Genomic DNA, 22,297 nt, shown 5'->3' with positions numbered 1-22,297 from the left:
CCGTCGATCTTGATCGAAGTGTACGGGCGCCGCGGCCGCTGCGCGACGTTTCAGGAGGCCAGGGGATCGTGCTGAATGCGTTCGGCGGGCGCTCCTTTGGCGATCAGGGCGGCCTTGGTGGCTGTCACCATCGCCGGGCTGCCACAGAGCAGGATCTGCCGGTCGCCCCAGTTGCCGTAGCGGGTGACCACGTCGGCCAGCATGCCGGTCTGTCGCACGTGCAGGCCGCGCGGCGGTTGCACATCGGGATAGTCGGCGGCCCACGGCGGGTTGGTGTTGAACTCCGAGACGGGGGTGACCGAGAGCCACGGGTTCTGTGAGGCGATCTCCCACAGCGTGCGCAGGTCGTAGAGGTCGCACGGATACCGTCCGCCGAAGAACAGGTGCACTCGCGGATTGACGCCGTAGCGGGTGAGATCCATGATCAGCGCCCGCAGCGGCGCCAGACCCGTGCTGCCTGCCACCATCAACACGTCGCCGCCGTCGCGGTCCACGTGCAGCCCACCGTGCGGATTGGACAGCCGCCACCGGTCGCCGGGTGTCGTCTCGGCGACGATCGCGGTGCTCACCATGCCTCCGGGTACCGAGCGGATGTGGAACTCGATGCCGCCGCCGGGTTCGGTCGGGATCGACGGGCTCAGATACCGCCACCGGCGCGGCCACTGCGGAACCTGGACCGTCACGTACTGGCCAGGGTGGTAGAACAGCGGCTCGTCCAGTTGCAGCCGCACGACGGAGACGTCGCGGCTGACGCGCAGGTGCTCGATGACCGTGCCGTCGCAGTACGGCGGGCCCTCCTCGGCCTCGGCGGCGCCGCGCATCACCCCGATCATCAATGCGACCGCGTCGTGCGTGGCCTCGGCCAGTTGGTCGTCCCAGCTCGCCACGAGGTGATTGCGGAAGCTGGCATACAGCGCCGTCTGCATGCTGTCGTAATGTCGTTGTGTGACACCGTATTTGCGGTGGTCGCGGCCAAGCTGAGCGAGGAATGCCACCGGCTCCTGCGCCCGTTGGGCGACAAGCTCGCCGAGAACCCACGTCACCGCGTGTCCGAACCGCTGCCGTTGTTCGTCCATGTCCGGCGGGAACAGGTCGCGCACCGAGATGTCGATCGCGAACCAGTGGGTGTAGAAGCTGCGGATCAGATCGGAGCCGAGCGCGGGATCGACCGCGTCGCGCAGCATGCGCAGCGCGTCACGGTCGTCGAGTCCCACGCGGCCCGAGTGTATGTCAGGTTCGCGACACCCTTCGCTGGCGAAGCGCGGCCAGCACGATCAACGCCACACCGAAGACGGTCCAGCAGGCCAGTACGATGACCGGCACCGTGGCGCCCGCGCCATCGAAGAACGCCGCCGACCGCAGCAGGGTGGCGTTGGCGCCCTGAGGCAGGAACTGACCCACCTGCCCCCATCCGCTCGGCAGCAGTTCCGGGGCGCTGTTCAGGCCGGACAGCGGATTGCCCACGAGAAGCGCCAACACCGCGCCCAGCGCCAGGCCGACGCGGCCGAACAGCGATCCCAACCCCAGCAGCGTCAACCCCATGGCCAGGATGCCCAGCGTCAGCGCACCGGTGACTCCCCAGAAGTTCGCGTCGATCGACCCCAGGACCCAGCGCAACAGCGAGGCGATGGTCATGCCGGCGACACCGGCGAACACCACGGCGGCGGTGAACCGGGTCCACACCTCACGCTTGAGCGCGAAAATCAGCGCGATCGCGGGCAGTAGTCCGGCGAGGGTGATGGGCAGCGCCGATGCGGCCAGCCCGACTCCGCGTGGGTCGTCGGTTGTCGGCGGCGCCAGATCCTCGACGCGCAACTGCGCGCCGGTCTTCTGCGCGATGCCGTTGCCGATCTGGGTCAGCATCTGGGCGATCATCGGACTGCCGCCGGTCGCGATCATCAGCGTGGGACCGTCGGGCCCGAGTGCGATGCCGCCGTAGACGTCGCGGGCGCGGATCGCTTCGCGCAGCGCGTCCGCGCTCGGGTAATAGGTGAACGAGAATGCGCCAGGCGCCTGCTGCTCCATGGTGGCAGCGACTTGTCCGCTTGCCGCCTGCGGCCCCGCCGCGCCGATCGGCACGTGGTGCGGAGCGGTTCGGGCTGCGGGCAGCGCGAAGGCTAACGCGACGATCGCGATGACGACGGTGAGCACCACGACCACGCCTGTGGCCCGTACTGCGGCAGGCGGTTCGTGGACTGGCGATGCGTGGTGGCTGGACCGCGCGGGGGTGTCGGTAGTCATGGCTTTTTCGGTAGTCATGGCCCTGCCTTTTCATTAATCGTTGAATTAATGCGCATCGGCAGCGTAACTCCGCAGACGGCAGATTTCAACAGTCATTGAAATGCTAATCTCGGGCCATGGCGTCACCAGCGAAAACGACCCGCCGCGGGCGCCGTCAGGGCGAACCGGTTTCGCGCGAGGCGGTGCTCGCCGCGGCGCGCAAGCGGTTCGGCGCCCAGGGATACGAGAAGACGACGCTGCGTGACATCGCCCGCGACGCCCACGTCGACCCGTCGATGGTGCTCTATCTGTTCGGGTCCAAGGCCGACCTGTTCCGGGCGTCGCTCAACGTGGTCGTCGACCCCGGGACTCTGATCTCCGCGCTCGCAGGTGGCCCCGACGACGACCCCGACATCGGCACCAGAATGGTGCGGGCGTACCTGCGGATCTGGCAGTCACCCGAATCGGGGCCGACGATGGTCGCGATGTTGCAGTCGGCCACCTCGAACTCCGACGCTCACGAGGCGTTTCGCGGGTTCATGCGGGACTACGTGCTGAGTGCGGTGTCCGACGAGCTCGGGGGAGGAGAGCAGGCCCGGCTGCGCGCGCTGCTGGCTGCGAGCCAACTCGTGGGCACGGCGATATTGCGCTTCGTCATGAAGATTCCACCGTTGGCCACCCTGCCCGACGACGACCTGGTACGGCTTCTGGCGCCGACGGTGACGCGGTACCTGACCGCCGACGCCACCGAGCTCGGTCTGCCTGCGTTCGGCGAGTCATAGCCCGTGAATGCCCTTGTACAGCACCATGAGACCGATTACGACGAGAATGCCCGCCATCAGGACGGCGTGCTGGTTGTCCATCCAATCCTTGAGCCGGCTCAGCGGCCGGTCGAGGCGGTCGCCGGAAACCGCATAGGCCAGGATCGGCAGCGCCACCGTCGATCCGGCCGCGATCACGAACCAGGCGACGGCCAGCCAGTCGTCGCGTGCGCCGCCGCCGGCGGTGCCGATCGCCAAACCCGCTGCGGCGCAGATGAACAAGACCTTCGGGTTGATCACGGTCAAGGCCATCGCCGCACCGCCCGCCCGCAGCGGGGTCAGAGTGCTCAGGCTCTGCATCCATTTGGGTTTGTGGGCTGACTTCTTCCGGTTCAGCCATCGCTGGATGCCGAACACGATGAGCGCCGCACCGACCACGATCCGCAGATAAGACGCCCATCCCGGCGGTTGGCCCTCGCGCCCACCCATCAAGCTGGACACCTGAAGGAACACGCTCGTCAGCGCCGCCAACCCGATGATCCAGCCCGCCAGAAAGGCCAGCCCGGTCGGACGCGGTCGCGGGGTGTGCAGCACGAGCACCGCGGGAATGATCGACAGCGGCGAGAGCGCGACCACCAACGCCAAGGGGATCAGTTCGGTCAGCAACGATCCCTTGTCCACGAGGCCGAACATATCGGAATGCCCGTTGCCGGTGCGGTTCTACAGCGACATGCGCGCGTCGCGGCGCCGGGATCGGTGTCAGTGCAGGCGGTAGAAGACCACCGTCAGGAAGTGGAACGTCAGCGCCCAGAACAACATGACGATCGCCACTGTCGCGAGGCCGCGCACGTTGGTGCGTGCCAGGGGCGCGTCCGGCGGCGGACGCAGCCAGTGCTTCAGTAGCGGGTTCACGTAGTAGGGCATGACGACGAAGCTGATGATCAAGCTGGACAAGAGGTTCCCGATGAGCAGGTTCAACCACAACGGCAGGCGCAGCGGGGACAGGGCGACGGTGAGCAACATGACCGTCGGATACAGCCCGACCCACACCGCGATCGACGTCTTGAGGTCCGAGGGTGGTGGGGCAGGTCTGCCGTGCTCGTCGAAGGCGAACCAGCTGCCGAACGAATTGTCGACGGTGCGCAGTTCGAAGTCTGAGAACCTCTCGCCCTCGGCAAGGAGCTCGCGCCGCTGTTTCGAGCCCAGCCAACGGTCGAGGTCCGCTGCGGTGTCGTAGCGGTAGATCGCGGTCCACTCGTCCTGCACCCCCGGAACGGGGCGGAACAGCTCGCTGCCGCGGAAGCCGGGAAAGGTGTTCTCGGCCAGGCGAAGTCGCTCCTGCCATGCGAGGAAATCGTCGACATCGTCGGCGCTGACCCGATGGCTGACGACCGCGGTCACCAGCGCATCGTCCGCACTGGCGTGACCGCCGACGACCTGTTGGGTGGCCGGACCGTCGAAGTACTGCCGGCCCGCGCTCAGGCCGTCCTGGCGGGTGGCGCTGGTGAGCCACGCCTGCAGGTGAACGACCGAATCGAACCGGTAGACCACCACCCATTCGGGCTGAACGGCGGTGGGCGGGTTGACCTCGGCGCCGAGGAAGCCGGGGTACCGGGACGCCTCGCGGTTGAGGTCGCGCTGCCACCGCTCGAAATCTCGCTCCTTACCGGTGCGGACCCGCTGGCCGATGATGACCGTGGCGGCGGTGTCGTCGTCTGTCACGGTCAGATCGATCGCGCCGGGTGGTACCGGCAGGCCTTCCACTCGCCGCCCTCGCGCCGGAAGTCGATGTCGAAGGTCTTGGCGCTGGGCTGGTTCGCGGCGGTGAACCGCACCGTGGCGACGGCCGACGCCGCGGGTTCGCCCGCGACCGTCACCGAACTGACTGAGATCCGGGTGGGACCGTCGGCTTTGCGGCTGGCGTACCACTCGTCCTCGAACCCCGCGGCCGCGCGCGTCGGTGCGCAGACGTGTGTGGCGAACGAGGCGAAGTCCGCGCGGTTGTACGAGCCGTTCATTCCGGCGAGGACCGCGCGGACCTGATCTTCGTCGCTGGCCGCGGACGCGGGGGAAGCCAGCACTGATGAGACGACCGCGCTCAGCGCGAAGCCCGCGAGTGCGGCGGTGAGTCGACGCATAGGGACCAGCCTCGCTGATACAGCTGTGAAAACTGTGACAGTTGTGCGGCGTGTTGTTTGCGAAGCTGACCGCGGACGCATCGGAAGCGCGGAGAATTGACTAGACTTGAGTGGAACAGACTCAACATTGACGGCGTTGAACTATCCGACAAGCATTTTCGCCAAGCTCACGTACCCACAGAAAGGGAGGTGTCGTGGACTCGTTCAACCCGACGACCAAGACTCAGGCGGCACTGACCGCGGCATTGCAGGCGGCCACGTCCGCGGGCAACCCGCAGATCACGCCTGCCCACTTATTGATGGCTCTGCTGACCCAGAACGACGGCATTGCCGCACCCCTTCTCGAGGCCGTCGGCGTCGAACCCGCGACGATCCGCGCGGAAGCGCAGCGACTCCTCGACCGGCTGCCCAGCGCCAGCGGCGCGGCCTCGCAGCCGCAGCTCGCTCCGCAAGCCCTGGCCGCGATCACCGCCGCCCAGAACCTGGCGACCGAGATGGACGACGAGTACGTCTCGACCGAACACCTGATGGTCGGCCTGGCCACCGGCGACTCGGACACCGCGAAGCTGCTGACCGGCCACGGCGCCTCCCCGCAGGCGCTGCGCGAGGCGTTCGTCAAGGTGCGCGGCAGCGCCCGGGTCACCAGCCCGGACCCCGAGGGCAGTTACCAGGCCTTGGAGAAGTACTCCGCCGATCTGACCGCAAGGGCCCGTGAGGGCAAGTTGGACCCGGTGATCGGGCGCGACACCGAGATTCGTCGCGTCGTGCAGGTGCTATCCCGTCGCACCAAGAACAACCCGGTGCTGATCGGTGAGCCCGGCGTCGGCAAGACCGCGATCGTCGAGGGCCTGGCCCAGCGCATCGTGGCGGGCGACGTACCGGAAAGCCTGCGCGACAAGACCGTCGTCAGCCTGGACCTGGGCTCGATGGTCGCCGGCTCGAAGTACCGCGGTGAGTTCGAGGAGCGGCTGAAGGCCGTGCTCGACGAGATCAAGAACTCGGCGGGTCAGATCATCACGTTCATCGACGAGCTGCACACCATCGTCGGCGCCGGTGCCACCGGCGAGGGTTCGATGGACGCAGGCAACATGATCAAGCCGATGCTGGCCCGCGGTGAGTTGCGCCTGGTCGGCGCGACCACGCTCGACGAGTACCGCAAGTACATCGAGAAGGACGCCGCGCTGGAGCGCCGCTTCCAGCAGGTCTATGTCGGTGAGCCGTCGGTTGAGGACACCGTCGGCATCTTGCGGGGGCTCAAGGACCGCTACGAGGTGCACCACGGTGTGCGCATCACCGACTCCGCGTTGGTGTCGGCGGCGACGCTGTCCGATCGCTACATCACCTCGCGGTTCCTGCCGGACAAGGCGATCGACCTGGTCGACGAGGCCGCGTCCCGGCTGCGCATGGAGATCGACTCGCGGCCCGTCGAGGTCGACGAGGTCGAGCGGCTGGTGCGCCGCCTCGAGATCGAGGAGATGGCGCTGTCCAAGGAGGAAGACGCCGCCTCCAAGGAGCGGCTGGAGAAGCTGCGCGGCGAACTGGCCGACAAGAAGGAGGAGCTGGCCCAACTGACCAGCCGTTGGCAGAACGAGAAGAACGCCATCGACGTCGTGCGCGAGCTCAAAGAGCAGCTCGAGTCGCTGCGAGGTGAGGCCGACCGCGCTGAACGCGACGGCAACCTGGAGCGGGCCGCCGAACTGCGGTACGGCCGCATCCCGGAGGTGGAGAAGAAGCTCGACGCGGCGCTCCCGCACGCCGAGGCGCGCGAGGACGTCATGCTCAAGGAGGAGGTCGGACCCGACGACATCGCCGAGGTGGTGTCGGCGTGGACCGGTATCCCCGCGGGTCGGATGCTCGAGGGCGAGACGGCCAAGCTGCTGCGCATGGAGGACGAGCTGGGCAAGCGCGTCGTCGGGCAGAGGAAGGCCGTGCAGGCGGTGTCGGATGCCGTGCGGCGCAGCCGCGCCGGTGTCGCCGACCCGAACCGGCCGACGGGTTCGTTCATGTTCCTGGGCCCGACCGGTGTCGGTAAGACCGAGCTGGCCAAGGCGCTGGCGGAGTTCCTGTTCGACGACGAGCGGGCGATGGTCCGCATCGACATGAGCGAGTACGCCGAGAAGCACTCGGTGGCCCGTCTGGTCGGCGCGCCGCCCGGCTACGTCGGCTACGACCAGGGCGGTCAGTTGACTGAGGCGGTGCGGCGTCGCCCGTACACGGTGATCCTGTTCGACGAGATCGAGAAGGCCCACCCGGACGTGTTCGACGTGCTGCTGCAGGTGCTCGACGAGGGCAGGCTCACCGACGGCCAGGGCCGTACGGTCGACTTCCGCAACACGATCCTGATCCTGACGTCGAACCTGGGTGCCGGTGGCACCGAGGAGCAGGTGATGGCCGCGGTGCGCGGGGCGTTCAAGCCGGAGTTCATCAACCGGCTCGACGACGTGATTGTGTTCGACGGGCTGAACCCCGAGGAGCTGGTGCACATCGTCGATATCCAGCTCGAGCAGCTGGCCAAGCGGTTGGAGCAGCGCAGGCTCACCCTCGAGGTGTCCCTGCCCGCCAAGAAGTGGTTGGCCGAGCGGGGCTTCGACCCGCTCTACGGTGCCCGTCCGCTGCGCAGGCTGATCCAGCAGGCCATCGGCGACCAGCTGGCCAAGCTGCTGCTGGCAGGCGACGTGCACGACGGCGACATCGTGCCGGTCAACCTCAGCGCCGACGGCGACTCGTTGGTGCTGGGCTGAGCCCGTCGTTCCGCCGCGAAATTGCATTCCGGCAGCGAAATGTCGAGTAGACACCTGCTGGAATGCAATTTCGCGCGGCGGAATTTGCCAGATGCCGGGTTGTGACCAGGAAGAGTTCGGGATTCGGCGCTACCTGCACGTAGGCTAGAGCGCAATGGTCCCGCTTTGGTTCACGCTGTCCGCGCTCTGCTTCGTCGGTGCGGCCGTGCTGCTCTACGTCGACATCGACCGTCGACGCGGCTTGGGGCGCCGACGCAAGTCCTGGGCGAAGTCGCACGGCTTCGACTACGAACATGAATCGACCGACATCGTCCAACGCTGGAAGCGCGGGGTGATGTCGACGGTCGGTGAGGTCGCCGCGAAGAACGTGGTCCTCGGGCAGATCCGCGGCGAGGCGGTGTTCATCTTCGACCTCGAAGACGTAGCGACGGTGATCGCGCTGCACCGCAAGGTCGGCACCAACGTCGTCGTCGACCTGCGGCTCAAGGGCATCAAAGAGCCGCGAGAAAGCGACATCTGGCTGCTCGGCGCGATCGGCCCGCGCATGGTCTACTCCACCAACCTCGATGCCGCTCGGCGCGCGTGCGACCGGCGGATGGTGACATTCGCCCACACCGCGCCCGACTGTGCCGAGATCATGTGGAACGAGGAGCACTGGACGCTGGTCTCCATGCCGGTGACCAGCACGCGCGCGCAGTGGGACGAGGGTCTGCGCACCGTGCGCCAGTTCAACGACCTTCTGCGCGTCCTGCCGCCGACCCCGCAGGCCATGGCGCAGGGCAGCCAGGGCGCGCTGGCCCGGCGAAGCGGGTCGCCCAGCCGCCCGCTCACCCCCGCAGCGGGCCGCGGTGAACCGGCACCGGGCGTCGACGCTCCGGGCCGCCCCGAAGCGGCGCGCTACCCCCAACAGCCGCCCCGGCCCGACGCACGGCGTCAACCCCCGTCGCGCAACGGACGGCAGTCACCGCACTATCAGCGGTAAGTGGTCTCGCCCGGAACCCGCGACAGGGGGAAGTAGCCTGAAGCCATGTCTCGCCCCGTCGCCCTGATCACCGGACCGACGTCCGGTATCGGAGCGGGCTTTGCGCGCAGGTTCGCCCGTGACGGCCACGATCTCGTGCTCGTCGCACGCGACGTGACCAGGCTCGAGCGCCTTGCCGCCGAACTGCGCGACGAAGGCGGTGCGGCCGTTGAGGTGCTCACCGCCGACCTGGCCGAGGCCGCCGACCGTGCCAAGGTGGCCGACCGGCTCGCCGCGGGTGTTCAGGTGCTGGTCAACAACGCCGGTTTCGGAACCTCCGGCGAGTTCTGGAGCGCGGACTACTCACTGCTGCAATCGCAGCTCGACGTCAACGTCACCGCCGTCATGCAGCTGACGCACGCGGCGCTGCCCCCGATGCTGGACGCCGGACGCGGCACGGTGATCAACGTCGCCAGCGTCGCCGGTCTGCTACCCGGCCGCGGGTCGACGTATTCGGCCTCCAAGTCCTGGGTGGTCGCGTTCTCCGAAGGCCTCGCGAACGGCCTGGGCGGCACCGGCGTCGGAGTGCACGCGCTGTGCCCGGGCTTCGTGCGCACCGAGTTCCACCAGCGGGCGGGCATCGACATGGACGGCACACCGTCGTGGTTCTGGCTCGAGGTCGACGACGTGGTTCGCGAGACGATGGCCGGCGTCGCGAAGGGAAAGGTCGTAATCATCCCTGGCGTGCAGTACAAGGTGCTCACCACCGCAGGACGGGTGGTGCCGCGAAACCTGGTGCGCGCCATGACCAAAGTCGTGGGCCGGGGTCGTGGCCGGACATAGGGCACCGCGTACGTGCGTGCGGTGATCGCGGCGCTGACCGCGATCGTCGTCGTCGCGGCATCGGCATGCTCCCAAGACGATGCGTCGGTTCATCCCTACGGCGCGCAGACGGCCACCATCGGCGAATCCCTTGCCACACTGGGGTGGAACATGTCGGTGTCGAACCTGCGATTCGACGGCGACTACGTGCTGTTCGACGTCGACGCCTCACCCGCGGAGGCCGACGGGCCGCACGCCAAGCCGGAAGACATCCGGTTCGGCCTGTACGGGGCGCTCGCGCACCCGATCGAGGCCAACGGCATCGGAGGCTGTCGCGATGCCACCGACCTTGAGCTGCAACCGCTCTCGGCTCCCACAGCCGATCGCCTCACTGGCACGGTCTGCATAGGGCCCGCGCGCGACCAGGTGCAGGTGCGCGGCGTGTACGCCTACTCGCCGCGCGACCGGACACCGGGCACCACCGTCGCCCATCCCGCGGCCTTCCCGGTCGGACTGCCCGCGGTCAGGGACAACGACACCGGATTGTCGATCCGCACCACGAGCTTGGATGCCTTCCGCGCAGACGGCGCCATGCTCGCCCCGGCGGCGCTGGGCGACCCGAACGCGTTCACCGGAAACGGCTACATGCTGATCGGTCTCGAGATCAGCGGTATGGCAGAGCAATACCGCGAGGTCTCGCAGCAGCGCGGTGGGCCGGCGATGGTGCTGGTTTCGCCGGCACTGCCAGCACCCGGGCTGAGCCACGCATGCGACGTCTACGGCGCCTCGGTGCTGGTGCTTCCCGATGCCTCCCGCGACGCCGTCCAGGTGCGGGCATCGCTGTGCACCCAGGGCGAGATCAACAAAGCGCTGCTGTACGCGACCGTTTCGCTCGCCGGTACCCACGCCGCGCTCTGGACGAAGGATGACTGACCCGCCGGAACCGGAAGTCGCCGGCCCTACCGAATGGGGCGAGGCGCCCGGTGTCGGCCCGTGGCAGGGGCCGCCGCCCGACGACCCGCGCTACGACCCGGCCTTGCTCCGCGACGGGGACACCCGCAATGTCGTTGACGCGTACCGTTATTGGACGCGCGAAGCGATCATCGCAGACATCGACCAGCGCAGGCACGCCCTGCACATCGCGATCGAGAACTTCGGCAACGACGCCAACATCGGCGCGGTCGTGCGCACCGCGAACGCGTTCGCCGTCGACACCGTGCACATCGTCGGCAGGCGACGGTGGAACCGCCGCGGCGCGATGGTGACCGACCGCTACCAACGGCTGCGCCACCACGACACCAGCGCCGCACTGCTCGCCCACGCCGCCGACGCCGGCCTGACGGTCGTCGCCGTCGACAACGTCCCGGGCGCGGTGCGCATCGAAACCACGCCGCTGCCACGCGACTGCCTGCTGGTCTTCGGCCAGGAAGGGCCGGGGATCACCCCCGAGACGAGGGCCGGCGCCGCCATGACCGTGTCCATCGCCCAATTCGGCTCGACGCGAAGCATCAACGCCGGTGTCGCGGCGGGTATCGCGATGCACACGTGGATCACCCAACACGGGGACCTTTCGGCGGCCTGGTAAGGCAGGATCGACACCATGGATCAGCTCTGGGCCAACCGCGCAGCCAGCGCTGAGGCCGCGATCGCCACACGACATATCAGACGGCTGTGGGGCCTGCCGGGCACGCAACTCGGCGTCGTCGCCTGGCCCGCGACGCGGCAGCACCGGCTGTTCGGAACGTGGCACTACTGGTGGCAGGCGCATCTGCTCGACAACCTCGTCGACGCCCAACTGCGCGACCCTCGACCCGAGCGGCAGAAGGCGATTGCGCGCCAGATCCGCGCACACCGGTTGCGCAACAACTTCTCCTGGGTCAACGACTACTACGACGACATGGCGTGGTTGGCGCTGGCGCTGGAACGCGCGGCCGGGCTCGCATCCGTCGAGCGGCCCAAGGCGCTGAAGAAACTCTCCGAGCAGTTCATGAACGCGTGGGTGCCCGAAGACGGCGGCGGCATCCCCTGGCGCAAACAGGACCAGTTCTTCAACGCGCCCGCCAACGGCCCGGCCGCGATCTTCCTGGCTCGCTACGACCGGTTGCGCCGGGCCCAGCAGATGTCGGACTGGCTCGATGAAACGTTGATCGACCCGGACACCCACCTCGTGTTCGACGGCATCAAGGGCGGCTCGCTCGTGCGGGCGCAGTACACGTACTGCCAAGGCGTGGTGCTGGGGCTGGAAACGGAACTGGCGGCGCGGACCGACGACCCCGAGCACGCCGCCCGGGTGCACCGGTTGACCGCCGCGGTTGCCGAACACATGGCGGTCGACAGCGTCATCAAGGGCGCAGGCGGTGGTGACGGTGGCCTGTTCAACGGCATCCTTGCCCGCTATCTCGCGCTCGTCGCGACCACGCTGCCGCAGAACGGCGAAGACGACGCGGCGGCCCGAGACACCGCCCGCTCGCTGGTGCTGGCCTCCGCGGAGGCGGCGTGGCAGAACCGTCAGGTGATCGACGGGATGCCGCTGTTCAGCGCATTCTGGGACCGCACCGCCGAGATCCCCTCCGCCGCCGGGGGCCAGGCACAGTTCGTCGAGGGCGCGGTCAACGCCTCCGAGGTGCCCGAGCGCGACCTGTCGGTGCAGTTGGCGGGCTGGATGTTGATGGAAGCCGCCCACGGGGTGGCGGAGGCGTGAGCACCGAAGCCGGTCTGCGCATCGCCCGCGCGCTGCCCGCTCGGTTCAGCGCCGGCGCCAAAGCGGCCAAGACGGGGGAGAACGCCGCGGCGGGCTTGCTGCTGCTCTTCACTCTCGCGGCGCTACTGTGGGCGAATTCGCCATGGGCGCACAGCTATTGGACGCTGCTGGACACCCATGTCGGGTTCACCTTCGCCGAGCACCGCTTCGAGCTGACCGTCAAGCATCTGATCAACGACGGTCTGATGGCGTTCTTCTTCTTCATCGTCGGCCTCGAGGTCAAGCACGAGTTCGCCATCGGCGAGCTCACCGACCGCGCCAGGGCCGCGGTACCTGTGGTGGCGGCGTTCGCCGGCCTGGTGGTGCCCGCCGCGATCTTCTTGCTGATCAACCCTTCCGGACAGGACGCGCAGGCATGGGGCGTGGTGATCTCCACTGACACCGCATTCCTGATCGGCGCGCTGGCGATCATCAAACCGAAGTTCCCGGCCCGGCTGCGGATCTTCCTGCTCACCTTGGCCGTCGTCGACGACGTCGGCGCGCTGTGCGTGATCGCCCTGTTCTACTCCGATCGCATCGACGTTGTGCCGCTTGTGATCTCGCTGGCGTTGATTGCGGCGATCGCGGTGGTGCGCTTCATGCCCGCCGGCCGGGGACCCGCCTACGCCGTGCTCGGCTTCTCGCTGTGGGTGAGCCTGTACATGGCCGGGGTGCACCCGACGCTGGCCGGCGTGGCGGTCGCCCTGCTGATTCCGGTGTTCTCACCCGAGCGCAGCCAGGTCGAGGAGGTCGTCGCGCGTATTCGGGCGTTCCGGCAGTCGCCGAACTCCCGCTATGCCCGTGAGGTCACTCGCGGTCTGCGCGACTCGATCTCGATCAACGAACGGCTTCAGACCAGCGTGGGACCTTATGTGTCCTTCCTGGTGCTGCCGCTGTTCGCGTTGGTCAACGCCGGCGTCCAACTCGACGCCCAGACCGTCTCGGCGGCGTTGCGCTCACCGCTGACATGGGGCGTCGTCGCCGGTCTGGTGGTCGGCAAGTTCATCGGCATCACCGCCGCGACATGGATCATGCAACGCACCGGTGTCGGTGCACTGGCCCCCGGCCTCACCTTGCGCCGGATTGCCGGCGGTGCCGCGCTGTCCGGAATCGGTTTCACCATCTCGCTTTTCATCGTCGACATCGCGGTCGACGATCCGGTCCGTCGCGAGCAGGCCATCATCGGCGTGCTTCTCGCGTCGGTGATCGCCTTCTTCCTCGGCTGGTTGATCTTCCGGATCACCGACCGGCTCAGCCCGCCCGACCCGGTGGGCCTGAAACTGTTGCGGCCGATCGACCCGGACCGGGACCACATCGCGGGCGAACCCGACGCCCCGCTGACGTTGGTGGAATACGGCGACTTCGAGTGTCCCTTCTGCAGCCGCGCGACCGGAGCCATCGACGAGGTGCGCGAGCACTTCGGCGAAGAACTGCGCTACGTGTGGCGCCACCTGCCGCTGGAGCGCGTCCATCCCCGCGCCTTCGACGCCGCACGGGCCAGCGAGGCCGCCGCGCTGCAGGGCAGGTTCTGGGAGATGGCCCGCGAACTGTTCGGCCACCAGGACGACCTGGAGTGGTCGGACATCTACCGCTACGCCGTGGGCGCGGGCTGCGACATCGAGCGATTCGACCAGGACGTGCGGGTGCACTCGTCGAAGGTCTATCACCGCGTGCAGGACGACGCGCAGGACGCGGAGTTGATGGACCTGAACTCGACGCCGACCTTCTTCGTCAACGGCAAGCGGCACAAGGGTCCGTGGGACGCCGCTAGCCTGATCCGCGCGCTCGAGAACAGCCGAGGCCGCTAGCCCGGCTGGTCTCCGGAGGTGGAGTCGAGCGGGGGTGCGGCAATTCCTGCACGTTTGGCCGCGCGGCGCCGCTTGTACCACTCGATGAACATCGGCAGCACCGAGATCACGACGATCGCGATCACGATCGGCTCGAGCAGCTTCTGGACGGTCTCGAACCGGCCGAGCCAATATCCGAGCAGGGTCAGTCCGACACCCCACACGATGGCCCCGATCACGTTGAACAACGTGAACACCGGATAGCTCATCCGGGCCGCCCCCGCGGTCAACGGCGCGAGCGTGCGGACGATCGGCACGAAGCGGGCGATGACGATCGCGAACGGCCCGCGCTGCTCGAAGAACACGTGCGCCTCTTCGAGGTACTTCTGCTTGAGGATCCGCGCATCGGGTTTGAACATCGCGGTGCCGATGTTGCGCCCGATCCAGTACCCGACCTGACCGCCCAGCACCGCGGCGATGGGGATGAACAGCAGCAACTGCCAGAGCTGGAAGTTGATGACCTCGCCGCCGCCCTCGGCCAGCGCGGCCGTGCCCGCGGCCAGCATGCCCGCCACGAACAGCAGCGAGTCGCCAGGCAGGATCGGGAACAACACCCCGGACTCGACGAAGATGACGACCAGCAGCCCCACCAGCGCCCACGTGCCGAAGTAGCCCAGCAATTTCATCGGGTCGAGGAAGTCCGGCATCAGCGCCAGGTGGTCGGTCGCCGCGATGGCCATCGACGGTGAGGGGGTGGTCACAAGGCCCCAAGATACCGGGCTGTCTCGTCAGTCCGGGAAACCACGATGCCGGGCGTACTCGCGGGACCACCGATACGCTCACAGAATGCCCACTCACAAGGCGGTTCTCGTCGAATCCGTCGGCGGTCCCCTCACTCTGGCCGACGTCGAAACCACCTCACCGCCGCCGTTGCACGTGCGCATCGCCGTCGCCGCCTGCGGCGTGTGCGGTACCGACCACGGGTTCGTGGCCGGTGGCTTTCCGGGCCTGCACTGGCCGATCACGTTGGGCCACGAGATCGCCGGGACGATCGCCGAGGTCGGCGATGGTGTCGAGGATTTCGCGGTCGGTGACCGGGTGGCTGTCGGATGGTTCGGCGGCAACTGCAACCGTTGTGTGCCGTGCCGCAAGGGCCAGTTCATGCAGTGCGAGCGCATGCAGGTGCCGAGCTGGCACTATCCGGGCGGCTACGCCGAATCGGTGACCGCGCCCGCCACAGCGCTGGCCCGCATCCCGGAGGCGTTGTCGTTCGCCGAGGCCGCCCCGATGGGCTGCGCGGGCGTCACCACCTTCAACGGGCTGCGGCAGACGAAGGCCAAGTCAGGTGACCTCGTCGCCGTGCTCGGCGTCGGCGGCCTCGGTCACCTCGGCGTGCAGTTCGCTAGGGCGATGGGTTTCGAGACGGTGGCGATCGCCCGCGGTGCGGACAAGGAGGCCGATGCCCGCGAACTCGGCGCGCATCACTACATCGACTCCAAGGCCGTCGACGTCGCCGCGGCGCTCAAGGACCTCGGCGGTGCGGCGGTGGTGCTGGCGACGGCGGCGAATTCACAGGCGATGGCCGACACCGTCGGCGGGCTGGCGGCCCAGGGCGAGCTCGTCATCATCGGCGTCACCGCCGACCCGCTGCCGATCGCCCCGGTCCAGCTGATCACCGACGGACTGAGCGTGAGCGGCCATCCGTCGGGCACCTCACGCGATGTCGAGGAGACGATGCACTTCGCGGTGCAGAGCGGGGTGCGCGCCAGGATCGAGGAGCGTCCGCTGGCCGAGGCCGCCGAGGCCTACGCCGCGATGGAGGAGGGCCGGGCCCGCTACCGCATGGTCTTGACCATGTGAACCGGCCGTCGCGGTGGGATAATCGCCGAAACGGCGAGAGGACGGCTCATGCCCATCGCAACGCCCGAGGTGTACGCGCAGATGCTCGACCGGGCCAAGGAGCACGGTTACGCGTTTCCGGCCATCAACTGCACATCATCGGAATCGGTGAACGCGGCCATCAAGGGCTTCGCCGACGCCGGCAGTGACGGGATCATCCAATTCTCCACCGGCGGAGCCGAATTCGCGTCGGGACTCGGGGTCAAGGACATGGTCACCGGTGCAGTCGCACTCGCCGAGTTCGCTCACGTCATCGCCGAAAGGTATCCGATCACCGTGGCGTTGCACACCGACCACTGTCCCAAGGACAAGCTCGACGCCTACGTGCGGCCGCTGCTGGCCATCTCCCAGCAACGGGTCTCCGACGGTGGGCAGCCGTTGTTCCAGTCGCACATGTGGGACGGCTCGGCCGTCCCGCTCGACGAGAACCTCGAGATCGCACGCGAACTGCTCAAGGACGCCGCGGCGGCGAAGATCGTGCTGGAGATCGAGATCGGTGTAGTCGGCGGCGAGGAGGACGGCGTCGCCAACGAGATCAACGACAAGCTCTACACCACCGCAGAGGATTTCGAGAAGACCGTCGAGGTGCTCGGTGCGGGCGAACACGGCAGGTACCTGCTGGCCGCGACGTTCGGCAACGTGCACGGCGTGTACAAGCCGGGCAACGTCAAACTCCGTCCCGAAATCCTCGACGAGGGGCAGAAGGTCGCCGCAGCCAAACTCGGATTACCCTCGGATGCACAGCCTTTCGACTTCGTCTTCCACGGCGGCTCGGGCTCGCTGAAGTCCGAGATCGAAGACGCGTTACGCTACGGCGTCGTGAAGATGAACGTCGACACCGACACCCAGTACGCCTTCACCCGGCCGGTGGCCGCGCACATGTTTACCAACTACGACAAGGTGTTGAAGATCGACGGGGAGGTCGGCGACAAGAAGGCCTATGACCCGCGCAGCTACCTGAAGAAGGCGGAGGCCTCGATGAGCGAACGCGTCGTCGAGGCGTGCCGCGATCTGCACAGCGCGGGCCGTTCGGTCACCGCGGCCGCGTGATTTCGGTGTAGTTGGTTGCGATCGGCGCGACGAACTACACCGAACTCGCTTATTGCGGCGCCTGGCAGATCTTCCACTGCTCGTCGCGGAATTCCAGATCGAAGCTGCGCGTCGACCGGGTCTGGGGGGCGTAGGCCATGAACGCGGTCACGTTCGCCTCGGCGTGGTCACCGTTGATCACCACCTGGTCGATGCTGGCGACCACCGGATACTGCTTGGCGGCGGCGACTCGTTCGTGGATCTCGTCCCACGTCTTGTCGTCGTATCTGACGTAGCTGTCCCGCTTGCTGCCGCAGGTGATGCTGCGCAGTTTGGCCAGATCGCCGTTCTGGATCGCGGTGTCGAACTCCTCGATGGTGTTGCGGACCATCTCCTCCTGCGACACCCGCGGCCCCGAGTCCCGGGTCAACAACACGGTGCCCAGCACCGCGATCGCCACCAGCGCGGCGATGACCAACACCACGGCCACCACCCAGCCCCAGCTGCGGCGCTGCCGCGGCGCCGGGGGAGCGTCGCCACGGGGCGGAATAACTTGTGGAGCAACGTTTTTCTGCTCTCCGACCGAACCGGGAGCAGAGAACACCTCGGTAGCCGGTTCCGCCGGGGTGTCGATCTTCTGCGTGGTGCCCGCGTCGAATCCGGAGGGCGCGGTGAATCGGCGCTCACCCTGCTCGAGGCCCGGCGCCGACTCGGCGTGCGGTTGCGCGGTCGACATGACCTCGGTCGCGGGCTCGTGGTCGCCGTGCGGTTCGATCGCCTCGGTGGCCGGGTCGGCGGGCCGGGCATCGTCGCTTTCGGGTGTTTCGGGGTTCTCGGAGCCGTGAACGTCGGAGGTGTCCGACCCTTCCGGACCATCTTCCGGCTGGTCAGGCCCTGATGGATTCGACATGCCTGTTGCGGTCCTCCCTTACGACGCTACGGCCGGAAGCTTAGTCACCGCTGCCCAGTCCGCGCTCGGACCCGTGCGGTGCCGCCGGCGGCGGCGGGCACGGCACAATGGGGGCCATGACAGGGATGGGTGATCTTCTGGGGCCGGATCCGGTGCTGCTGCCCGGCGACAGCGACGCCGAAGCCGAACTCGCCGCCGGGGAGAAGCCGGCGATCGTGGCGGCCGCGCATCCCTCCGCGTCGGTCGCATGGGCGACGCTGGCCGAGGACGCGCTCTCCGATGACAGGGCGATCACCGCCTACGCCTATGCGCGCACCGGCTATCACCGCGGGCTGGATCAGTTGCGCCGCAACGGCTGGAAGGGCTTCGGTCCCGTGCCCTACCGCCACGAACCCAACCGCGGGTTTCTGCGCTGTGTCGCGGCGCTGGCCCGTGCGGCCGACGCGATCGGGGAGACCGACGAGAACCAGCGCTGCCTGGACCTGCTCGACGACTGCGATCTCTCGGCGCGGCACGAACTCGGGCTCGCCTGACTATTCCGCTTCGCAGTTGCAGTCCCCGGTGCCGTCGCCGGGTTCCACCTGAACCGTCGCATGATCCAGACCGCGTTCGGTCAGCACGGCGCGCGCGTCGTCGAGCACCAGCGCCGAATCTCGGTTGCTGGTCAGGTGCGCGGTGACCATGTCCTTGCCCGGCACCAGGGTCCACACGTGCAGATCGTGCACGTCGGTCACGCCCTCGACCGCGCACAGGGCGGTCCGCAACTCCTCGACGTCGATGTGAGCGGGCGACGACTCCGACAAGATCCGCAAAGCGGCCCGCGCCAGTGCGAATGCCCGCGGCAACACCCACAGCGCGACGAACACCGCGACCACGACGTCGGCATACGGCCAGCCCGTCGTGACCGTGACGATGCCCGCGATCAGCACACCGATGCTGCCGACGGTGTCGGCGACGACCTCCATGTAGGCGCCCTTGACGGCCAGGCTCGTCTCGGAGTGTGAGCGCAGCAGCAGCACGACGATGGCGTTGGCCACCAGCCCCGCCAGGGCCACGACGATCATCGGCATGCCGGGCACCTCGGGTGCGTCGCCGATCCGTTCGATCGCCTCGATGAGGATGAACGCCGCGACGCCGAGCAGCAGTACCGCGTTGGCCACGGCGGTGAACACCTCGGCGCGGTGCCAGCCGTACGTGCGGGCCGGGGAGGTACTGCCCCTGCGGGCCAGCAGTACCGCGGTCAGGCCCATGAACATCGCGACCAGATCGGTCAGCATGTGGCCGGCGTCCGCCAACAGCGCGATCGAGTTGATCATCAGCGCCGTGACGAGCTCGATCACGAAGAACGCGGTCAGGATCGCCGCGGCGACCGCCATCCGGCTGACCCGGGTGTCGCCTCTGCTGTGATCGTGACCGGCACCCATGTTCGCAATATATGCGGAAATTCGCATATGTTGCAAGGCGGTGGACCGCCCGGCGCTCATCGCGGTGCGATCAGAACCAGGCCGACCAGAACCGGGTCAGATCGCTGCCCAGCCACACCAGCGGGCGCGGCACGCCCGTGAAGTCGAAAAACCACAGCACCACCTGCCAGAACCACGTGTTGAGGCCTGGGGTGAAAAGCAGCAGCAGCAAGACCAGCAGGCCCCACTGCTTGGCCGGAGCCACCGCTCGTTGGGTCTGCGGGCTCAGGTGCGGCTCGAGCGCGCCGTACCCGTCCAGTCCGGGTACCGGGAGCATGTTCAGCACGAACGCGGTGACCTGGAGAAAACCCAGGAACGCCATGCCCGCCCAGAAGACGCCGTGCGCGGGGTCGTAGAGCACGCTCGTCAGTACCAGCAGCAGCACCGCGAACACCAGGTTGGTGGACGGTCCCGCAAGGCTGACCAGTGTGCGCTGGCGTCGGGTCATCCAGGCGGTGTGGACATACACCGCCCCGCCGGGCAGGCCGATCCCGCCGATCGCGATGATCGCGACCGGTAGCCCGATCGACAACAGCGGGTTGGAGTACTTGAGCGGGTTGAGTGTGAGGTAGCCGCGCACCGCGACGTCGCGGTCGCCGAATCGCCACGCGGTGTAGGCGTGGGCGAACTCGTGCACGCACAGCGACACCAACCAACCCGCGATCACGAACGTGAACACCCCGACGTAGGCCAGCGGTCGCGAGATCTCCGTCGCGCACACCCATGCCATCACGCCGCCTGCCACGGTGGCCGCCACGATCGCGAGGAACACGGGGCTGGGCCGCACCGACTGGTGCAGCGGACGAACGCTCACGGGTCGAAGCTACCCGAGGTCAGCGCACTTGCAGCCAGCCTTCGGTGTGCCGGTAGAACGTCGAGCGCTTCGCCGGACGGGCCGCCTTGACGCCGTCGCGGACCACGATGGCGCCGGTGGTGCCGAGCTGGGCCGCCCGTCCCGTCACCCACCGTTGTGGCCGCATGTGACGCGACAGCACGCTGGCGCGCAGACCGGGCATCGTCGGTATCGGTTCGATGCGCACCCCGGTCGCGGCTCCGTCGAAGAGCACCTCGTCGTCGACCACGGCCTCGCCGATCAACTCGGCGGGCGGCGCGCCCTTCTCCAGCCCGCTCTCACCGAGCCAGAACGCGGCGCCGACGAGCGCGGTTCCTCGGTCGTCACGGATGAGCGGCACCCGCGTGGCGCGGCCGCGCAGTGCCCTGCGCGCGTGCCACGGCCTGCGCACGTGGGCCACCTCGACACCGAGCCGATCGGTGCGCAGCAGCCGGGTCAACACCGTCGCCACATCGGCGTCGGAGCCGACGACGACGAGGCGACGGCAGGGGATATCCGGTGTCTCGGCAACCGGGAGGCCGCGCAGCGCGGGCGGTATCCGACGTCGGCCGAAACGCAACACCACGACCTCACCGGTGCTCAAGTTCGGCTCCTCGCAAGTTGCTGGGATAGGGTGTCTCACCGGCTGCAACAAGGTTTTGAGTGCAAGGGTAGCCGGAATTGCGAGGTCCAAGTCATGCCGGCAATCGTGCTCATCGGCGCGCAATGGGGCGACGAGGGCAAAGGTAAAGCCACCGACCTGCTCGGTGGACGCGTCCAGTGGGTGGTGCGCTATCAGGGCGGCAACAACGCCGGCCACACCGTCGTCCTGCCGACGGGTGAGAACTTCGCTCTGCACCTGATCCCGTCGGGGATCCTCACCCCGGGCGTGACCAACGTCATCGGCAACGGCGTGGTGGTCGACCCGGGGGTGCTCCTCACCGAACTACAGGGGCTCGTCGACCGCGGCGTGGACACCGAGCGGCTGCTGATCTCCGCCGACGCACACCTGCTGATGCCGTATCACGTCGCGATCGACAAGGTCGTCGAGCGGTATGCGGGCAGCAAGAAGATCGGCACCACCGGCCGCGGTATCGGCCCCTGCTACCAGGACAAGATCGCCCGGATCGGCATCCGCATGGCCGACGTGCTGGACCCCGCGTTGCTGGCCGAGAAGATCGAGGCCGCACTGGACTTCAAGAACCAGGTGCTGGTCAAGGTCTACAACCGCAAAGCGCTCGACGCCGCCGAGGTGGTCGACAGTCTGCTCAACCAGGCGGAGGGTTTCAAGCACCGCATCGCCGACACCCGGTACCTGCTCAACACGGCGCTGGAGAACCGCGAGACGGTGCTGCTGGAAGGCTCCCAGGGCACCCTGCTCGATGTGGACCACGGCACGTATCCCTATGTGACGTCGTCGAACCCGACGGCCGGTGGTGCCGCGGTGGGATCGGGTATCGGGCCGACGCGGATCACTACGGTGCTCGGAATCCTCAAGGCCTATACGACGCGTGTCGGCTCGGGTCCTTTCCCCACCGAGCTGTTCGACGCCAACGGCGAGTACCTGTCCAAGACCGGTGGCGAGTTCGGCGTGACCACAGGCAGGCGACGCAGGTGCGGTTGGTTCGACGCCGTCATCGCCCGATATGCCACCAGGGTCAACGGCATCACCGATTACTTCCTCACCAAACTCGACGTGCTGTCGAGCCTGGAGACGGTGCCGGTGTGTGTCGGGTACCGGGTGCACGGCCGGCGTCTGGACGACATGCCGATGACCCAGTCAGAGATCGCGCTTGCCGAGCCCATTTACGAAGAGCTGCCCGGGTGGTGGGAGGACATCTCCGGAGCGCGTGAGTTCGATGACCTGCCCGCCAAGGCGCGAGATTACGTGTTGCGGGTGGAAGAGCTTGCCGGAGCCCATGTTTCGTGTATCGGGGTCGGCCCGGGCCGAGACCAGACGATCGTGCGCCGCGATATCCTGGCCCAGCCGTGAT

General features: G+C 67.9%; 22 protein-coding genes. 12 read left to right on the top strand and 10 right to left on the bottom strand.

Going from position 1 to position 22,297, the window contains the following annotated elements:
- Nucleotides 1–50: 50 nt before the first annotated feature.
- Together AAHH99_RS14190 and AAHH99_RS14185 are read right to left on the bottom strand one after the other, a co-directional pair.
- On the bottom strand, nucleotides 51–1,214 hold the full coding sequence (locus tag AAHH99_RS14190; RefSeq protein WP_418769170.1) for an FAD-binding oxidoreductase: 1,164 nt from the start codon (nucleotides 1,212–1,214) through the stop codon (nucleotides 51–53).
- 16 nt (nucleotides 1,215–1,230) lie between these two features.
- Nucleotides 1,231–2,241 carry an ABC transporter permease gene (locus tag AAHH99_RS14185; RefSeq protein WP_418769169.1) on the bottom strand — a complete coding sequence of 337 codons (1,011 nt, stop codon included), beginning with the start codon at nucleotides 2,239–2,241 and terminating at the stop codon, nucleotides 1,231–1,233.
- A gap of 116 nt (nucleotides 2,242–2,357) precedes the next feature.
- Between AAHH99_RS14185 and AAHH99_RS14180 the strand changes: the two genes are divergently transcribed.
- Nucleotides 2,358–3,002, top strand: a complete 645-nt coding sequence (locus tag AAHH99_RS14180; RefSeq protein ID WP_418769168.1) for a TetR family transcriptional regulator — start codon at nucleotides 2,358–2,360, stop codon at nucleotides 3,000–3,002.
- Here the strand turns inward: AAHH99_RS14180 and AAHH99_RS14175 are convergent.
- The 3 genes from AAHH99_RS14175 to AAHH99_RS14165 all read right to left on the bottom strand — a co-directional run bounded on the left by AAHH99_RS14175 (nucleotide 2,997) and on the right by AAHH99_RS14165 (nucleotide 5,119).
- Nucleotides 2,997–3,647: a GAP family protein gene (locus AAHH99_RS14175; RefSeq protein WP_418769633.1), complete on the bottom strand. Its 651-nt coding sequence runs from the start codon at nucleotides 3,645–3,647 to the stop codon at nucleotides 2,997–2,999. The two genes, AAHH99_RS14180 and AAHH99_RS14175, sit on opposite strands and share 6 nt — an antisense overlap.
- A gap of 93 nt (nucleotides 3,648–3,740) precedes the next feature.
- Nucleotides 3,741–4,703, bottom strand: a complete 963-nt coding sequence (locus AAHH99_RS14170; protein ID WP_418769167.1) for an antibiotic biosynthesis monooxygenase — start codon at nucleotides 4,701–4,703, stop codon at nucleotides 3,741–3,743.
- Nucleotides 4,704–4,705: 2 nt separating this feature from the next.
- Nucleotides 4,706–5,119, bottom strand: a complete 414-nt coding sequence (locus tag AAHH99_RS14165) for a transcriptional regulator (RefSeq protein WP_418769166.1) — start codon at nucleotides 5,117–5,119, stop codon at nucleotides 4,706–4,708.
- Nucleotides 5,120–5,313: 194 nt separating this feature from the next.
- Here AAHH99_RS14165 and clpB point away from each other — a divergent pair, with 194 nt between their 5' ends.
- From clpB to nhaA, 7 genes are all read left to right on the top strand, one after another.
- The gene (gene clpB, locus AAHH99_RS14160) at nucleotides 5,314–7,860 is read left to right on the top strand and encodes an ATP-dependent chaperone ClpB (RefSeq protein ID WP_418769165.1); all 2,547 of its coding nucleotides are present in this window, start codon (nucleotides 5,314–5,316) and stop codon (nucleotides 7,858–7,860) included.
- Nucleotides 7,861–8,014: 154 nt separating this feature from the next.
- A complete protein-coding gene (ttfA, locus tag AAHH99_RS14155; RefSeq protein ID WP_418769164.1) occupies nucleotides 8,015–8,842 on the top strand; it encodes a trehalose monomycolate transport factor TtfA in 828 nt (275 codons plus the stop codon).
- 45 nt (nucleotides 8,843–8,887) lie between these two features.
- Nucleotides 8,888–9,664, top strand: coding sequence for an SDR family NAD(P)-dependent oxidoreductase (locus AAHH99_RS14150; RefSeq protein ID WP_418769163.1), 777 nt, complete (start codon nucleotides 8,888–8,890; stop codon nucleotides 9,662–9,664).
- Nucleotides 9,665–9,676: 12 nt separating this feature from the next.
- A complete protein-coding gene (locus AAHH99_RS14145) occupies nucleotides 9,677–10,576 on the top strand; it encodes a hypothetical protein (protein ID WP_418769162.1) in 900 nt (299 codons plus the stop codon).
- Nucleotides 10,569–11,228 carry a TrmH family RNA methyltransferase gene (locus tag AAHH99_RS14140; protein ID WP_418769161.1) on the top strand — a complete coding sequence of 220 codons (660 nt, stop codon included), beginning with the start codon at nucleotides 10,569–10,571 and terminating at the stop codon, nucleotides 11,226–11,228. The genes AAHH99_RS14145 and AAHH99_RS14140 overlap by 8 nt, the downstream gene beginning before the upstream one ends.
- A 15-nt stretch (nucleotides 11,229–11,243) precedes the next feature.
- Complete coding sequence (locus tag AAHH99_RS14135; protein WP_418769160.1) at nucleotides 11,244–12,344, top strand: glycoside hydrolase family 76 protein; 1,101 nt, start codon at nucleotides 11,244–11,246, stop codon at nucleotides 12,342–12,344.
- Nucleotides 12,341–14,191, top strand: coding sequence for a Na+/H+ antiporter NhaA (gene nhaA, locus AAHH99_RS14130; protein ID WP_418769159.1), 1,851 nt, complete (start codon nucleotides 12,341–12,343; stop codon nucleotides 14,189–14,191). Before AAHH99_RS14135 ends, nhaA begins: the two co-directional genes overlap by 4 nt.
- On the opposite strand, the gene AAHH99_RS14125 is transcribed toward nhaA, so the two are convergent.
- Nucleotides 14,188–14,877, bottom strand: coding sequence for a DedA family protein (locus AAHH99_RS14125; protein WP_418769632.1), 690 nt, complete (start codon nucleotides 14,875–14,877; stop codon nucleotides 14,188–14,190). The genes nhaA and AAHH99_RS14125 overlap by 4 nt on opposite strands.
- 139 nt (nucleotides 14,878–15,016) lie before the next feature.
- Here AAHH99_RS14125 and AAHH99_RS14120 point away from each other — a divergent pair, with 139 nt between their 5' ends.
- Nucleotides 15,017–16,030, top strand: coding sequence for an alcohol dehydrogenase catalytic domain-containing protein (locus AAHH99_RS14120; RefSeq protein ID WP_418769158.1), 1,014 nt, complete (start codon nucleotides 15,017–15,019; stop codon nucleotides 16,028–16,030).
- A 48-nt stretch (nucleotides 16,031–16,078) separates the two neighbouring features.
- Nucleotides 16,079–17,119 carry a class II fructose-bisphosphate aldolase gene (gene fbaA / locus AAHH99_RS14115; protein WP_418769157.1) on the top strand — a complete coding sequence of 347 codons (1,041 nt, stop codon included), beginning with the start codon at nucleotides 16,079–16,081 and terminating at the stop codon, nucleotides 17,117–17,119.
- A 49-nt stretch (nucleotides 17,120–17,168) separates the two neighbouring features.
- On the opposite strand, the gene AAHH99_RS14110 is transcribed toward fbaA, so the two are convergent.
- Nucleotides 17,169–18,008 carry a DUF4878 domain-containing protein gene (locus AAHH99_RS14110; RefSeq protein WP_418769156.1) on the bottom strand — a complete coding sequence of 280 codons (840 nt, stop codon included), beginning with the start codon at nucleotides 18,006–18,008 and terminating at the stop codon, nucleotides 17,169–17,171.
- Nucleotides 18,009–18,124: 116 nt separating this feature from the next.
- On the opposite strand from AAHH99_RS14110, the gene AAHH99_RS14105 reads away from it, so the two are divergent.
- Nucleotides 18,125–18,541, top strand: coding sequence for a DUF3151 domain-containing protein (locus AAHH99_RS14105; protein ID WP_418769155.1), 417 nt, complete (start codon nucleotides 18,125–18,127; stop codon nucleotides 18,539–18,541).
- On the opposite strand, the gene AAHH99_RS14100 is transcribed toward AAHH99_RS14105, so the two are convergent.
- The 3 genes from AAHH99_RS14100 to AAHH99_RS14090 all read right to left on the bottom strand — a co-directional run bounded on the left by AAHH99_RS14100 (nucleotide 18,542) and on the right by AAHH99_RS14090 (nucleotide 20,907).
- Complete coding sequence (locus tag AAHH99_RS14100; protein WP_418769154.1) at nucleotides 18,542–19,432, bottom strand: cation diffusion facilitator family transporter; 891 nt, start codon at nucleotides 19,430–19,432, stop codon at nucleotides 18,542–18,544. It abuts the gene before it with no gap.
- A gap of 70 nt (nucleotides 19,433–19,502) precedes the next feature.
- A complete protein-coding gene (locus AAHH99_RS14095; protein ID WP_418769153.1) occupies nucleotides 19,503–20,285 on the bottom strand; it encodes a site-2 protease family protein in 783 nt (260 codons plus the stop codon).
- A 19-nt stretch (nucleotides 20,286–20,304) separates the two neighbouring features.
- On the bottom strand, nucleotides 20,305–20,907 hold the full coding sequence (locus AAHH99_RS14090; protein ID WP_418769152.1) for a peptidase M50: 603 nt from the start codon (nucleotides 20,905–20,907) through the stop codon (nucleotides 20,305–20,307).
- A 93-nt stretch (nucleotides 20,908–21,000) separates the two neighbouring features.
- Here AAHH99_RS14090 and AAHH99_RS14085 point away from each other — a divergent pair, with 93 nt between their 5' ends.
- The gene (locus tag AAHH99_RS14085; protein WP_418769151.1) at nucleotides 21,001–22,296 is read left to right on the top strand and encodes an adenylosuccinate synthase; all 1,296 of its coding nucleotides are present in this window, start codon (nucleotides 21,001–21,003) and stop codon (nucleotides 22,294–22,296) included.
- Nucleotide 22,297 lies beyond the last annotated feature (1 nt).

Source organism: Mycobacterium neumannii (assembly GCF_048452905.1).
GTDB lineage: Bacteria > Actinomycetota > Actinomycetes > Mycobacteriales > Mycobacteriaceae > Mycobacterium > Mycobacterium neumannii_B.
Note: the sequence above shows the minus strand (reverse complement) of the source record. Positions and strands in the feature narration are given on the sequence as shown.

Excerpts from the sequence above, each read along its gene's own strand:
- AAHH99_RS14150 (WP_418769163.1), top strand. The coding sequence starts at position 8,888 with ATGTCTCGCCCCGTCGCCCTGATCACCGGACCGACGTCCGGTATCGGA.
- AAHH99_RS14125 (WP_418769632.1), bottom strand. The coding sequence starts at position 14,877 with ATGCCGGACTTCCTCGACCCGATGAAATTGCTGGGCTACTTCGGCACG.
- AAHH99_RS14120 (WP_418769158.1), top strand. The coding sequence starts at position 15,017 with ATGCCCACTCACAAGGCGGTTCTCGTCGAATCCGTCGGCGGTCCCCTC.
- AAHH99_RS14140 (WP_418769161.1), top strand. The coding sequence starts at position 10,569 with ATGACTGACCCGCCGGAACCGGAAGTCGCCGGCCCTACCGAATGGGGC.
- AAHH99_RS14165 (WP_418769166.1), bottom strand. The coding sequence starts at position 5,119 with ATGCGTCGACTCACCGCCGCACTCGCGGGCTTCGCGCTGAGCGCGGTC.
- ttfA (WP_418769164.1), top strand. The coding sequence starts at position 8,015 with ATGGTCCCGCTTTGGTTCACGCTGTCCGCGCTCTGCTTCGTCGGTGCG.
- AAHH99_RS14110 (WP_418769156.1), bottom strand. The coding sequence starts at position 18,008 with ATGTCGAATCCATCAGGGCCTGACCAGCCGGAAGATGGTCCGGAAGGG.
- AAHH99_RS14185 (WP_418769169.1), bottom strand. The coding sequence starts at position 2,241 with ATGACTACCGACACCCCCGCGCGGTCCAGCCACCACGCATCGCCAGTC.
- fbaA (WP_418769157.1), top strand. The coding sequence starts at position 16,079 with ATGCCCATCGCAACGCCCGAGGTGTACGCGCAGATGCTCGACCGGGCC.
- AAHH99_RS14085 (WP_418769151.1), top strand. The coding sequence starts at position 21,001 with ATGCCGGCAATCGTGCTCATCGGCGCGCAATGGGGCGACGAGGGCAAA.
- AAHH99_RS14100 (WP_418769154.1), bottom strand. The coding sequence starts at position 19,432 with ATGGGTGCCGGTCACGATCACAGCAGAGGCGACACCCGGGTCAGCCGG.
- AAHH99_RS14135 (WP_418769160.1), top strand. The coding sequence starts at position 11,244 with ATGGATCAGCTCTGGGCCAACCGCGCAGCCAGCGCTGAGGCCGCGATC.
- AAHH99_RS14180 (WP_418769168.1), top strand. The coding sequence starts at position 2,358 with ATGGCGTCACCAGCGAAAACGACCCGCCGCGGGCGCCGTCAGGGCGAA.
- AAHH99_RS14105 (WP_418769155.1), top strand. The coding sequence starts at position 18,125 with ATGACAGGGATGGGTGATCTTCTGGGGCCGGATCCGGTGCTGCTGCCC.